This is a genomic window from Adonisia turfae CCMR0081 (genome assembly GCF_011009555.1).
Taxonomy (GTDB): Bacteria; Cyanobacteriota; Cyanobacteriia; order Phormidesmidales; family Phormidesmidaceae; genus Leptothoe; species Leptothoe turfae.
The window spans coordinates 5,943,958-5,957,598 of record NZ_QXHD01000004.1 but is presented as its reverse complement, the minus strand read 5'-3'; the positions used below and the strand labels follow the sequence as shown (position 1 = coordinate 5,957,598).

General features: G+C 46.9%; 14 protein-coding genes and 1 tRNA gene. 6 read left to right on the top strand and 9 right to left on the bottom strand.

The genetic code is table 11. The annotated features are described in order from the left end of the window. The first annotated feature begins 115 nt into the window (after positions 1-115). On the top strand, positions 116-523 hold the full coding sequence (gene atpC, locus DXZ20_RS29310; protein ID WP_006516278.1) for an ATP synthase F1 subunit epsilon: 408 nt from the start codon (positions 116-118) through the stop codon (positions 521-523). A gap of 164 nt (positions 524-687) precedes the next feature. On the opposite strand, the gene DXZ20_RS29305 is transcribed toward atpC, so the two are convergent. Next, positions 688-1,020, bottom strand: a complete 333-nt coding sequence (locus DXZ20_RS29305) for a 30S ribosomal protein PSRP-3 (protein ID WP_163662528.1) — start codon at positions 1,018-1,020, stop codon at positions 688-690. 72 nt (positions 1,021-1,092) lie between these two features. Here DXZ20_RS29305 and DXZ20_RS29300 point away from each other — a divergent pair, with 72 nt between their 5' ends. Together DXZ20_RS29300 and DXZ20_RS29295 are read left to right on the top strand one after the other, a co-directional pair. Beyond that, positions 1,093-1,887, top strand: coding sequence for a TIGR01548 family HAD-type hydrolase (locus DXZ20_RS29300; protein WP_163662530.1), 795 nt, complete (start codon positions 1,093-1,095; stop codon positions 1,885-1,887). A gap of 120 nt (positions 1,888-2,007) precedes the next feature. Continuing rightward, the gene (locus DXZ20_RS29295; RefSeq protein ID WP_250565969.1) at positions 2,008-3,528 is read left to right on the top strand and encodes a DUF3370 domain-containing protein; all 1,521 of its coding nucleotides are present in this window, start codon (positions 2,008-2,010) and stop codon (positions 3,526-3,528) included. Positions 3,529-3,550: 22 nt separating this feature from the next. Here the strand turns inward: DXZ20_RS29295 and DXZ20_RS29290 are convergent, their stop codons facing one another. From DXZ20_RS29290 to DXZ20_RS29280, 3 genes are all read right to left on the bottom strand, one after another. Continuing rightward, positions 3,551-4,240: a zf-TFIIB domain-containing protein gene (locus DXZ20_RS29290; RefSeq protein ID WP_163662532.1), complete on the bottom strand. Its 690-nt coding sequence runs from the start codon at positions 4,238-4,240 to the stop codon at positions 3,551-3,553. A 598-nt stretch (positions 4,241-4,838) separates the two neighbouring features. Then, positions 4,839-5,867 carry a cysteine hydrolase family protein gene (locus tag DXZ20_RS29285; RefSeq protein WP_163662534.1) on the bottom strand — a complete coding sequence of 343 codons (1,029 nt, stop codon included), beginning with the start codon at positions 5,865-5,867 and terminating at the stop codon, positions 4,839-4,841. Between the two features lie 33 nt (positions 5,868-5,900). Then, positions 5,901-6,686 (bottom strand): ADP-ribosylglycohydrolase family protein, encoded by a 786-nt coding sequence (locus DXZ20_RS29280; protein WP_163702569.1) that lies wholly within the window; start codon positions 6,684-6,686, stop codon positions 5,901-5,903. Between the two features lie 94 nt (positions 6,687-6,780). Here DXZ20_RS29280 and DXZ20_RS29275 point away from each other — a divergent pair, with 94 nt between their 5' ends. Beyond that, entirely contained in the window at positions 6,781-7,473 is a 693-nt protein-coding gene (locus DXZ20_RS29275; RefSeq protein ID WP_163662538.1) for an NUDIX hydrolase, read from the top strand. A 57-nt stretch (positions 7,474-7,530) separates the two neighbouring features. On the opposite strand, the gene DXZ20_RS29270 is transcribed toward DXZ20_RS29275, so the two are convergent. The 3 genes from DXZ20_RS29270 to DXZ20_RS29260 all read right to left on the bottom strand — a co-directional run bounded on the left by DXZ20_RS29270 (position 7,531) and on the right by DXZ20_RS29260 (position 10,550). Continuing rightward, on the bottom strand, positions 7,531-8,427 hold the full coding sequence (locus DXZ20_RS29270) for a helix-turn-helix domain-containing protein (RefSeq protein ID WP_163662540.1): 897 nt from the start codon (positions 8,425-8,427) through the stop codon (positions 7,531-7,533). Between the two features lie 64 nt (positions 8,428-8,491). Further along, the gene (locus DXZ20_RS29265) at positions 8,492-9,538 is read right to left on the bottom strand and encodes a hypothetical protein (RefSeq protein ID WP_163702568.1); all 1,047 of its coding nucleotides are present in this window, start codon (positions 9,536-9,538) and stop codon (positions 8,492-8,494) included. Between the two features lie 334 nt (positions 9,539-9,872). Further along, the gene (locus DXZ20_RS29260; RefSeq protein WP_163662544.1) at positions 9,873-10,550 is read right to left on the bottom strand and encodes an Npun_F0813 family protein; all 678 of its coding nucleotides are present in this window, start codon (positions 10,548-10,550) and stop codon (positions 9,873-9,875) included. A 338-nt stretch (positions 10,551-10,888) separates the two neighbouring features. Between DXZ20_RS29260 and DXZ20_RS29255 the strand changes: the two genes are divergently transcribed. Further along, positions 10,889-10,961, top strand: a tRNA-Arg gene (locus tag DXZ20_RS29255). A gap of 363 nt (positions 10,962-11,324) precedes the next feature. On the opposite strand, the gene DXZ20_RS29250 is transcribed toward DXZ20_RS29255, so the two are convergent. Further along, the gene (locus DXZ20_RS29250) at positions 11,325-11,564 is read right to left on the bottom strand and encodes a hypothetical protein (RefSeq protein WP_006516289.1); all 240 of its coding nucleotides are present in this window, start codon (positions 11,562-11,564) and stop codon (positions 11,325-11,327) included. Positions 11,565-11,941: 377 nt separating this feature from the next. Here DXZ20_RS29250 and hpsE point away from each other — a divergent pair, with 377 nt between their 5' ends. Beyond that, positions 11,942-13,015 (top strand): hormogonium polysaccharide biosynthesis glycosyltransferase HpsE, encoded by a 1,074-nt coding sequence (gene hpsE, locus DXZ20_RS29245; protein WP_163662546.1) that lies wholly within the window; start codon positions 11,942-11,944, stop codon positions 13,013-13,015. Here the strand turns inward: hpsE and DXZ20_RS29240 are convergent. Then, positions 13,001-13,615 (bottom strand): hypothetical protein, encoded by a 615-nt coding sequence (locus tag DXZ20_RS29240; RefSeq protein ID WP_163662548.1) that lies wholly within the window; start codon positions 13,613-13,615, stop codon positions 13,001-13,003. The genes hpsE and DXZ20_RS29240 overlap by 15 nt on opposite strands. Positions 13,616-13,641: the final 26 nt, after the last annotated feature.

Sequence of the window (13,641 nt, the reverse complement as noted above, 5' to 3'; positions counted from 1 at the left end):
AGGGTAGTGAGTGGTTAAACCAGTTAGCTCTGAGTGAGTCAAAGAAGATCTTCAGGTCTTACGACTCACTACTCACAGTTCACGATTCACAATTCATTTTTACTTCTTGAGTTTTATGTCATTAGCAGTTCGTGTGGTAGCTCCCGACAAAACTGTCTGGGATGCTGAGGCAGAAGAGGTCGTGCTACCTAGCACGACTGGTCAATTGGGTATTTTGAGTGGTCACGCTCCGCTGCTGACAGCTCTTGATATCGGCGTATTAAGGGTACGGGCTGACAAGGATTGGGTTGCGATCGCACTAATGGGCGGTTTTGCCGAAGTGGAAAACAACGAAGTTACCATCTTGGTAAACGGTGCCGAGCGCGGTGAAGGCATTGACCTATCCGAAGCTGAAGCAGAATATACCTCTGCAAAGTCAAAAGCCGATAGCATTTCTTCCGACGATAAGCAAGCCGTTATCCAGGCAAGAAAGTCTTTGAAGAGAGCACGGGCTCGTGTTCAAGCTGCTGGCGGCAGCATCTAGTCGACGAGCAGCGCCTAGACACTGAAGACTACACAAGAAAAGAACTGGGAGACCTTGATGTCTCCCAGTTCTTTTCTTGCAGAAATAGTCGATCAACCATAAAGAACCGACTCGCTCAATGGGCGGGTCGGTTCTTTGAGAAATTACGATGGACTAAACCTAAATCATGAACTACCAGTAAAAGCTACGTCAGGAAATTTCTCAGCTGCTTTTTGCATAGACTGAGCTTTTCCACCCTCTTGCCAGTAATTAATAATCTCTGTTGCCTGGTTCAAAAGATCGATACGCTCTTCTTCAGCAATCCAAGTTTTGGATTCAAGCTCTAGCTTCATCTGGTCCCATGCATCATTACGAGGCCAGAAAAAGTAAGAGGTCAGCGGACTCGATCCCTTGCCCACTACTTGATCTACGGCAAGAGCCACATCTTTGTCGAGCCAGAGAACCTTTAAGATAAATCGAGACAATGCAAACCTCCGCTGTACGCCTCTTGGCTTCAAAACTACACGGTCTATAATTCTATCGCATTTGCTGTTTTAAGCACATCGAAATTAGTCTCTTCTACGTAAAAAATGTCTATCCCTATCGCCCTAGCTGTATTTGATATCGATGGCGTTGTTCGTGACGTCAGTGGTTCATATCGTCGAGCCATTGCAGATACAGTGGAGCATTTTACACAAGGGCACTATCGACCTAGCCCCATAGATATTGACCAGCTCAAAAGCGAAGGCGTCTGGAACAACGACTGGAAAGCGTCCCAAGAACTCATCCATCGCCACGGTCTAGCCTCAGGACAGACGTACAGCAGTGACTATGATGCTGTTGTGGAGTATTTTCAAGAACGCTACCGGGGTTCTGGTGACGATCCGAGTCAATGGACGGGCTATATCACTCAAGAACCCATTCTAATGACTGTTGACTATCTGACTAAGCTAGCCAGCGGTGGCGTACCCTCTGCTTTTTTTAGTGGGGCAACTCGAGGCTCAGCCAACTACATCTTGCAACAACGGATTGGCTTAGTGCAGCCCATACTCATTGCCATGGCAGATGCTCCGAGTAAACCAGATCCTACAGGACTCTACATGACTGTGGAGCAATTAGAAAAAAGCACCCCTGCCGGACTACCGGTTTTATATGCCGGAGATACGGTGGCTGACATGGCCACTATCGAGGCTGCTAAAGCGGAATTCCCTGAGCGCGTCTGGCTAGGAGTAGGGGTATTACCTCCTCACGTACAAACGGACACCGGCTACCAAAATCGCTATAGCCATACCCTAAAAGAAGCAGGGGCATCCATAGTGCTATCCCATGTGGAGCAATTAACTGCCGGAAAAATTCAAACCTTGATCAAACCTAAAGGATGCTAACAAGCTCCAGGAACCAGTCACCTGAACGGCACAGTCAGTCACATCAGCTACCGCTTGAATGGTAGGTTAGGCGACAGTCATGCGACTGTTGCCGTAGAAATTTGAGTAACTGTTAGTTCCATGGGTCTATTGCCGTTTTTAATTGCGCTTTTAGCTGCTCCATTATTTTCACCATTGATGTTAGAGCAGCAATTGGAAACCTCCTCAGACCAAACAATCGACGTTTCAGCAACAGACTTCTCTAACCACAGAGCAATTGCTCAAAACAGGGCTCCAGAGATCATTCCACAAATCCAGGAAGTTCGCCCTTTACCGGGGAGACTGGATAATGTGCCTGTTTTTAACAGCAATAGCCCCGAACTCATTGAATCTGAAGGAATTCTTCTATCCACCTTTCCCTCTCAAGGTAAGGCTGAACCATCAGCACACTTGGATTATGCCTTTGAGGGACGTTTTGATATTTTTGACCACCATGTTGTCAGGGCTCGAGACGATAGTGACACTCGCACCCGATACTTAGGAATTCTGCTGCATAACCCCAGTCGCCGACCTGTCACCCTCAAATTTCGCGAGGCCGCCAGCTACCTTAGCCAAGAAGCCCCTTGGCATGGTCGTAATGATGTGGAATTTAACTTAGCTAGCAATCAATTCTCAGGACCAGGCAGCCGCCTGATGAATGAAATCCTGCGAGATCGTCGCCAATCATTTTGGCCCAATGATGTCGTCATCCCTCCCCAAGCAAGCTACCTGCTTCTGAATGCACCGTTGCCGGTACGGAGGTTATCGGTAGCGACTGATGGTAGTGTCCCAGCTGGTAGCGAGCTATTGCCACCGCTGCCTAGCAACCTCAACGGTAATCGCAGCAATGCCAGGTCCACACTGCTGCGCCTGTCTAGCGATGGTCCGGTGTATGCAGCCAGCCTCACAATGCTCGCTCCCCTAACGGAAAGTGGGGGTGAGCGGGTCCCTACGACAGATGAATGGTTGCAGGTTCTTATTAATGGTAATCTTGCCACTCCTCGAGACCTCAAGCCTACACGTCCCGGTCGTCAGGCCAACCCTTTTATATATGGCCGAGTGGCCGGTGTCAGCCAGGGTTCCAGTTGGCAAGCTCGCCTGAGCGATCGACGCTCATCAAGGCTCAAAATTCCCGAAACGGGCAAACAAATTTCCTATGCCATTAGCACCGTTGATCACAACACCTTCGGTACAGGCCAAATCCAAAGCGCCCGAATGCTTAGACGTTATAGCGATACAGCATATCGAGCCCATGGTAACTATGGCACTGAATACGATTTAACCCTGCCGCTTCATAACCCCACAGATCAGCCAAAAACTGTTGCCCTATCTGTCCAAACCCCACTACAAAACGAAACTATCAAAAACGCACTCACCTTTTTGACTGCCCACGACTCGCGCATTTTCTTTCGCGGGACCGTTTTGTTTCTATACACAAACGACCAGGATGAGCGGCGAGCTGACTACATTCATCTGGTGCAACGGCGAGGACAATTAGGTTCACCCCTAGTAGAGCTAACCCTAGAGCCTGGAGAAGAACGTTCCGTAGAAGTTCAATTTTTATATCCCCCCGACGCTACACCACCTCAGGTGCTGACGCTTACTACCTATGAAAATAACTGAGATAGCTTGAGGCTTAAAGCAATTACTTCGCCGGTTTGGGATAGTCGCAGTTCTGAGATAGCCCTCCATGCCCATAGGTTACAGGGCAATGATTTGCCTGCGCCTTAGGCACGGGATTCTGAGGCAATGGCTTTTGTACAGGGATGTAACGCGATTCATCCGTAGCAGGGGGTAGGTGGTTCAGGACAGATAAGATGTAGTCTCGATGGGGATGCTGCTCAAGCCAAGCTCTGATCGTCAATGCCTGAGTATAGTCGTCATCTCCCAGGGCATTACGGTAGGTTTCTTCTAAAACACGATTAAATTCTGCCTGGCGGAGCTGGGACTGCCAAGGCTCTGAAAATACCAGATGCACCTTGTCATGTATATTATGGGCTTGCAAGATTTCCCACTCCCCTTTGTCAAACCAATGACCGCCGCAGTGGGAGCACCGGTCTAGATAAAATTTCAGACCATGACCAACCTTGGCACGTCGCATCAAATGATTACATTCAGGGCAGAAAGACGCGCGACGATTATCGACAACCGACTCTCTTAACTCTGGAGAGTCACATTGCTTGATTTTTCCACTACTTGGTTGCCACTCTAGCCAATGCCAATAGTCATAGGAAGAGACCCATTGCCCCTCACAGGTTTCACAGGCATGAGCTGCCAAATACTCATCTAATCGAATGCGTTTTAAAGTGGACGTCTGACAACAAGGGCAATGCATAACAGGGGCCTGATTAAATGGCTTTGACGATAGATAAAACAACGTATTAACGTGAACAGCACCAGCTCAATACTTCAAAAAACTTGTGAAGTCACCATCAAGTTAACCACGTTAACTTCACTGTAATTGAATTATTCAAGAGGTGGCAGAATAATGATATTTTTGCCACATTTTGATAAGTAGCTAAGTTTTATGGCAGGTAATAGGAAGAGACAAAAACATGCTTCTTAGCTCACTAAATCATCTTTATTAAATAATTTTGATAAATAAATTAAACAAAAGAGCCCTTAAATTAAAAGGCTTCCAGCCAATTATATCCATTAAAGGCTCCCGATATTGACTACTCTCCACAAAGCTCTAATTTTCATCTAGAAAATTGATTAACGACCCCATCGAGTTAATAGTCTGTAACTCTACAATACTGACTAACAAACAACGAACCGTCTTCTGAAGAGAGTCTAATAATAATTAGCAACATCAATAAACGTTCAGATCTAAGTATTTTTAAGCTATCACTAATAAATATCTATCTCAATATTGAGTTATCTCAAGAAAGCAATGAGAAAATCCATGGAATGCATTCATCTTTACCGACAATCTAGCTGCTGGACCACCAACTAGAGATATTGCTAGTTGACTGAATAATATTCATACCAGCAGCAGCAAATTTTTGATAGGCAGCATCCGCAGCGTCTGAAAAGTCTACAATATCAGGCACTACCACGGGTGAACTACAGTCTTCGAGCAAATATATTTTCTGGGCCAAAGAAGCATCCACTTGCTGAATTTCATTCAGCAGATCGTCAATAGTCCAAGCGACGCAATGGCTTTTGGCTTGGCCGGCGATCGCAACCGCATCAAATGTCAACAAATGCTGAATCAGCACCTGATTTTTTTTCGCCACTGGCTGACCCTTGGGATCATCCAACACCTCTGGCCGCAGTGCCGAATAATTTTCCGTTAATGGATTGTTACCTTTCAGCTCAAATCGTGTTTGACACTGCCGGGCCAAATTATGGAAGAAGCAAGCCTCTTCAAACGCAGAGACTAGACTATGGCCAATCCCTCCCAGCATGGAATGGTAAGGCCACACCGTTAACGGATATTTACCATTATCGCTGAGTCGTTTTACATAATGCAGAGCAAAGGCCTCTAGCTGTTCGAGAGACGCATTCAGACTCGGGACAATTGCCGGATTTACCCGCCATCGACCACTCTGCACATCGTCTAAATTCACCATGGTCATCGGAGCAGGCATCTGCCCCTCCGCATCCACCCAGAAAGCGGCATGAAAAATTTGTATGGCCCGATGGGTATCCATCGTGGGCACAATTTCTGTGATTTGGCCCAAATTACGATAGATAAACTCACACAAACGGCGAGTGTCATCCACAGCCCCCTGCCCTGAAGCACCACCTACAAATAGCTCAAACCCAGGAATACAAAAGGTATTTTGCACATCGATTGCCAACAGACACAGCCTTGGGCGATCGGTGTCTGCAGGTTTAATACCGTGGCTTTGAGCCCAAGCTTGAGCCTGAACCGCACGCTCTTCATAGGGCACACGCCACACATCACCCACACGATTCGGGGCGAAAAACTCAGGAATTGGCACGGAATGGGACATAGTGCTTATTTCTCCAGGGTATTTCTTAGGCGGTTATGCCTTGAGTACGGGCATATAGTTGGCCTTAAACTGTACAATCACAGTCTTTAAATCATCCGGCAGCAAGCCCCAAACACGATCGACAATTGCCCCCGGCACTTCTCCATAAAAGGCTTCAGCAATACTCCCGGTGATACAAGTTAGGGTATCGGCATCTCCCCCCAGGGAAACTGCATTACGGATTGCATCTGTAAAACTTGTGGACTCCAGAAAGGCAATGATGGCCTCAGGTACCGTTTCCTGGCAGGACTCATTAAACCGGTAGGCAGGTCGAATTTTCTCAAGGCTACGACTCAGGTCATAGCCAAATTTAGTTTCCACATACGCTTTAATAGCGGCCTTCGACTCACCCTGACGAGCTAAAAAAATAGCCGCAGCCGTAGCTTGGGCCCCCTTAATACCTTCAGGGTGGTTGTGGGTCACAATGGCCGTCTGCTCTGCCGTCTGTAGAACACTTGCTAAATCTTGGTGGACATAGGCCACTGGGCTCACGCGCATAGCGGCTCCATTGCCCCAGCTGTTATAAGGCTGACTATCTGCTGCTGCCCAAGCCTGAAAGCGTGCACCATAGCCACCACAGGGATTGGGATAAAGCTGGTAATAACGCTTGAAAGCTTCAGTATAGGTGCCACCATGGAGCAACACTGAAGCCACAGCCACCGTCAGAATCGTGTCATCAGTAAAAATACTTTCGTCTGTAAATAAAGGAAAATCCTTGGTCTTGTGGCCGTCAAACTCGTAGACAGAGCCAATAATGTCGCCTGTGATTGCGCCGAGCATAGGGAAAAGTAGCAGAAAAGCTTAATTGTGTACTTTTTACACTAAGGTGTAGTTTGGTTATAACCAAGGCGTTCTGAAACGTCAACTGCAACCCATGACCTATAGCTATGATTATCCTCGACCAGCGGTCACAGTAGACTGTGTAGTTTTTGGTCTGGATCCAACAAATTCTTTGCAAGTGCTACTGATTCAACGACGGCTGCCACCGTTTGTCGAACAGTGGGCTCTCCCCGGTGGTTTTGTACAGTTAGACGAGGCGTTAGAACAGGCTGCCCGTCGTGAACTCCAGGAAGAGAGTGGCATTAGTGGTCTCTTCTTAGAACAGCTAAAAGCCTACGGCCAACCCCATAGAGACCCTAGGGGACATACAGTTACTGTGGCGTTCTATGCCCTGGTCAATCTTTGGAGTTATCAGATTAAAGCGGCAACTGATGCTAAGCAGGCTCGCTGGTGGCCAATGGAGCAGCTGCCGTCATTAGCATTCGACCATGAAAAAATTGTGCAGGATGCGATCGCAACCCTACAAGCCAGCATCTGTCATCGGCCCATTGGGTTTGAGTTGCTGCCCAAAAAGTTCACCCTGACCCAGCTCCAGAGACTTTACGAAATTGTCCTAGCTCGCCCATTTGATAAGCGTAACTTTCGTAAAAAGTTGCTTAAACTGAATATCCTCATACCTCTAGACGAAAAAGAAACCAATGTGACCCACCGCGCAGCGCAGCTCTATCAGTTTGACCAGGCTAAATATATGGAGCGCCAAAAAACGGGATTCAATTTTGATTTGTAGGTGTAATCACGGATGTAGTGGCGTTCCACGGAACGCCACTACATCATCCCAATATCCCTAGCCCAACAGAGAATAGATATTGCCATCAATTAGCAAATGGGTAATTCCCTTTGCCTGAAGATAGGACGTCGCTTTAGTGATTAGCTGACCATCAGGTACCTTGATGACCCGCTGATTTCGCCGTGAAAATCTTCGCGCCACACGATGGTTATCAAAAATCGGCAGCGTCAGAGCTGATGCTTGATCGACAGGGATTGTACCAAGTTCGGCAAATTCATTAAGGGGATGCGTAATTAATTCAGATAGACGATCCACTACCAAGTAGCAGGTGCGTGGAAAGACTGCATCCGCAATAGGCATAATTTCGACAGAATTTCCTAGAAGAGAAGCATCATTGTCAATGCTGTCATCATCGTCAAATTCACCATCGAGCTCATCCTCGTCCAAATCATCTAGATCTTCATCTAAATCATCTAAATCATCTAGATCCTCGCCCAAATCATCGTCGTCATGATCCGAAGAGTGCTCAAGCAACTCAGTAGCCACAGCTGACACGTCATCTTGTGCCGAAGAGGACCTCTCATCTGCAGTGTCATTTACCTCTTCAGAAGCAGCCAGAAGCTCTAGTTGGCCATCTTCTTCAGCCTGGGAAGGACTAGCCTCTACGATCCTTGAACGTTTACGAGCACGACGCACCGGCTTTTCAGGTGTAGTCGTTTTTTCATCTTTAACCGGCTGTGGAGGAGAAACTGCCGGCTTCTCAGCAGGTGCCGAACGCTTCTGAGAAATCAGTGCCCGATATTCGTCTTCGGGCAGCTGTGTTTTCAGAATGCGACTAATTGTACTGGTACTGACACCATAGCGCTTGGCAATGGTCGAGGTTGTTTCTCCCGGTTGCCGATAGATTTCAATTACGTCTTGCTTATCGGCGTCAGACAGTTTTCGCGGTGCCATACTAGCAACAGCCCAAAGGGTAGGTTAAAAATGTTTTTCTAGTATGCCAGGTTTAGGCCTGATGTCATGCGCGACGACGCGATCCCCGACGTGACCGTTTAGAAACGTCATATTCAATGGCCGCTCCCGCTGCAAAGAAAAGCGCGGATAATGTCCAAAAGGTCTCCCACCAAGCGCCTTCAATGTAATTATCCCCAGCAGCAGCGAAGGCCATATCGGCAATGTATAGACAGAAGGTTGCGATCGCAATTAATCTCCACGATTGCGAAAAACGCCCACCCCAAAACGCGACTAATAGGGTAGCCGCAATCACCACCAAAAAGCAATCGGCTACAACATACATGAGTGCCACGGGATCAGCAAACTGCTCAAGGGTGGCATCTAAGGCCTGCGCCCATCCGGGAGCAGGCACCATTCCAGCCACTATTTCGTCAACCTCGTTAGGCTCAGATTCCACGACCTCTTCCACAGGTTCAGCCGCCTCTTCCACAGGTTCAGCCGCCTCTTCCACAGGTTCTACAACTGGCTCAGATTCCGGTGGTGCTTGAGTTAACTGGATCTCAGCAGCCATTACTGGCTGTGGCGATAGCTGGGCTGTCGCAAACGGTAGACCGTAGTTCAAAACACAGGCAAGGACAACACCCACTGCACCAATGGCAAAAATCATGCTCCATTGCGACACAGTCAAATCAATCCGTCGGGGCAACGCCGCCAGCAACATGCCAACCACCATGGCAACATAGCTAATAAAATAAAATCCATCTCCCAAAGATACCGACGGATCTAACCCCCAAACCGTACCCCATAGGAAAAAGAAGATATTACCCGCTACATAGGCCAACATACCAATGCCTAACCACAGCCAGACAGTACGCCCACTGATAATCTGCGAACTGCCAGAATTACGAAAGCATAGGAGAGCTGCTAACAGAAATGCAAAAATCTCTAAAAAACTAATTGAGATTAAAAACCAGTCTGGCCGCGAATCTTCTCCGGGTGCCAACGCTCCAAAAAGTAAGAAGAAAAGGATAGACACAATGCCCCAACCAAGGCAAAGCATCAAAGTAGACTGGGCTGAGTTGGTTGGAGAAGCCTTGGAGGACTGAGTCAATGCTCTACTCCCTAATGAGATAACACCAAAGATAATGCCGTAGGCTATTTTGTTGACCCACCTAGCACTGGGACAAAACTTTATCCCATGTATGACTAACCACAACGAGTAAGTAACTATACGTTAGTGATGAGGGGTTCTTATAAAGAATCCTCCCACGGTTTAACTCATATGATTTAACCCACATGATTACAGCGATTGAAACCATCCAATGGTAACCATCAAGTTGAATCAGGAACTTGTTTTGCGCATCCGCAAGCATACCCGCAATGCTAATCAAAAATACCGGTTCGCAAAAAAAAGAAACGCCAAATGAATCCAGAATCAGGCATTTTCAAGACTGCCAAAGTTGGCCACTAGATAACTGTTTCAGCCAAGTCAAAAAAGCATCCCGTTCTGTGGGTGATAGGTCATCTAAAGCTTCTAAGGCACGCTCCGTAAAGTTAGAACGCCCAAAATAGTTTCTACCAATACGATGCAGTTCTTTGAATATGGTATTGAGATGATTAGTCTGCCATGGTGGCAATGAGGCAGAAAAGGGATCTAGTTTTAGCAGCCCGGCCACTAATTCAGCGGATGTCATTTGAGGCAAACGCATTTGCTCACCAATGTCTGCCAAGTCTCCTGCAAAACGCTTGGCCTGCTTGCCCCCCATTAAATCTTCGATATCTTCATGCATTGCCTGAATGATCAGCACACCCGCTTTCACAAATACAGCACTGACGCCATTGGCAGTTGTAGTCTCAGCCGCAGCGCTTTCTCCTGACACCTGCTCAAGCTGAATCTTGCCCCACACACTAAAACGTTCAGGCTCTTCAAGCAGGACACAAGCCTTACCTCGGTTATCCGTTAGATCTCGCCAGAGGATACGAGCCTCTTCTTCCTGGGCAGCATTAAACACACTCAGCAAGCGAAATGTCTGCCCTTGATAAGACAAGATTGGAATCTTTTGCTCTTTAGACGGATGCTGAAAACTACCGATTTCTACATCCTGGCGCTTTAAGATGAACATGGTGCCACTGATAAATGCTAACCCGAGGAGCCCACGCTACTAGCTTGAGCAAGTAAACCATTAGCCTGTCAATTTGCTTTTCTGTACTGTGGGTAAGATGAACTTAACTCACTACGATAGTAGAAATACGATAGTAGAAAAACCGTTGATTAAAACCATTTTGTGACCCCAGCGTACCCAGTTCGCCATTCTGCAATGACACAGCAAAAATTCTAGGTAATTCATAGCGATGATAGATTTTGGCTAAGATCGCCTAAACTTAGTGATCAGGCTGCATCTTGTCCTGAAATTAACGGTCAATGTCAGCTATCCTAGTACAGCCTGTTGCGTTATGTTGAGGACCCTTAGCTCAGTGGATAGAGCAACCGCCTTCTAAGCGGTCGGTCACTGGTTCGAATCCAGTAGGGTCCGTTGATACTTTAGAATCGCTCCAATAAATAACCCCCAGTTCATAGAACACCGGGGGCTGTTTTGTTATAAATGGTTAATATAATGTGAAATAAGTGGCAGTATGTCCGCCTATTCTTTCACTACAGTTGCTCCAATAGATTTCCCTAAACAGACCTTCAATACTTCATAGAAGGTTATTCAATGTTCTAGAACAGACGAACTTTTGACGAACTGTAACAATTACTCTTTACAAAGCAGCCTAGAAAGCCAGCTATTTACTGCTTCAACCGGCAAGTTGCTTGATAGTCAATAGAAGTTTGGTTGGGAAAAGACGCTACTTTCAACCTGTAACTGGCATTTACGCGACAAGACATATTTACATAGTCAATCCAGAGTCTGACCACGTTCAGTAGGAGGGCTAATAATAGCTTGTTCTTCCAGCAGTTTCAGCATCGTGATCAAGGTTTCTATCTTTGCGCCCTTATAACGTTTACGCTCGCGTTGTTCCAGAGCTTGTTTGCTAACACCAAGTGCATTAGCAGCATCAGTCATGGTTGGAAATACGAGCTTTCTAGCCGCGATTAATCTATCAGGTAGGTTTTCTAGCCAGTCAGATGCTTTCATGGTGAGTCAACCTATGGTGTGGCCAAACAATATAGCTAACCGACTTTGGACTGTCAACGGGGATCGCCTGATGGCAAGGTCTACAGCACTTATCCCTAAGCCTGTACCAAAGCCAAGAATACCCAACCAAGTGCTAATTAATACATCTGAGTTTCCATAAGTAGCAGCCAACTAATCCAGGTACTCATTGTCCTAAAAGCAGTCATAACCTAAGCTGCATCAGCATAATAAGTACATGCTCATACAGAAACATACAGGTATAATTTGCAACTTCAAACTCATTGAGGGGAATGCTGAAAGCAACATTTGCTGACCTTAATTTCGACCTGAGGCAATTAGGGCAATGCAATGCCGCTCTTCTCTAGGTTCTTGATTAAATGACTAATGTTTTGGAACATGTTGATCGCCTAGTGGGATTACGACCTATCTTCAGTCGCTTCTTCCCTGAAAAAGTCGGTCTCGATTTTTCCATTGCTATTCCCACCTATAACGGAGCTCAGCGCTTAGCTCCTGTGTTGGAGTCATTACGCTGGCAGTTAAATGCCCATGACCTTAGCTGGGAAATCATTATTGTTGATAACAACAGTACAGACAATACTGCCGATATCGTCCAAAAGTATCAACAGCAATGGGACCAGAAAGCACCACTACGTTATGCATTTGAGTCGAAGCAAGGGGCTGCCTATGCACGGCAAAAGGCCATCAAAATCGCCACTAGTCCACTAATTGGTTTTCTAGATGACGATACCTTACCTGATATGACCTGGCTGAGCTCGGCCTATCGTTTTGCCAAAAAGCACCCAGAAGCTGGGGTCATTGCCAGCCGTATTCGAGGAAGTTTTGAAACGAAGCCCCCTAAAAATTTTGAGCGGATAGCTGCCCTACTCGCCCTGACTGAACGTGGTTCGGAACCACTGATGTATGTTCCACAACAGAAAGTAATTCCACCATCAGCTGGAATGGTGGTTAGACGGCAGGCATGGCTAGAAAATGTACCCGAAGAACTTGTCCTCACAGGCCGTACAGGTACCAGCATGCTGACTGGAGAAGATACCGAATCGATTTTGCACATTCAGCGAGCAGGCTGGGAAATCTGGTACAACCCCCAAATGCGTTTACAGCATCAAATTCCTAGTTCTCGATTGACGCGACAATACTTGCAAAAACTATGTCGTGGGATCGGTCTCAGTCGCTATCGGACTCGCATGCTGAGCACCTCACCATGGCAGCGCCCAACTATGCTGTGCCTGTATGTGATGAATGATATCCGCAAGATACTACGCCACTGCCTCCGCTATCGCCAAGAGGTTATTTACGATGATGTTGCATCCTGTGAGCTCACTCTATACACGGCTAGCCTCATTAGCCCTTTTTTCATGGCAAAGCGCAGTATTAAAAAGGAACTCAACAAAATAGGACTCACACTGAACCGTTCTCTACTGAACAGATAACTGTCGCTGCAGATAGTTTTGCAAACGGTCAACATCTTCAGACAAAATCACATTTAGTCTGCCGGTGGTAATCACACCATGGATATCGGGAGTCACTTCAACCCAATAGGCATAATTATTACCCAAGCGGACTTCGCCTTGAATGGTGTTAGTCTCGGAGGTGTAATTATAAACGGACGGGGCACGACGATAGTCAGCGTAGGTATCTGGCCCATAAAGGGTTCGCAAGGACTCTTCTAATCGGGCAATGGTTACCGGCTCATCGTAATCCACCAAAATAAATTCTTCACGACGTACGGTACTTAAGTCTCGCTGTCTGTTGGCTGAGGACCAAACAGCATTGTTTTCAGGGCGTTGAAAACCACCTATAGGAAAAACACTGGCCTGAAATGTAAACCGCCGGGAGGGAATATCAGCCCGATGAACTCTTAAACCCTCACGGCTATTGGCCCGCAGCGTGGGGTGTCCTTGCATCCAGGTTTTCACTTCATTGACAGAGTCCCCAGGTAACCCATAGCCGGGGCCAGCAGATAAAATGCTCGGCCAACTAACACCTAGAACCAATAGCCCCAAAGCAATGCGGTTTTTCATAGATCCCATTGTGATTTCAACGTATGTTGATTAGC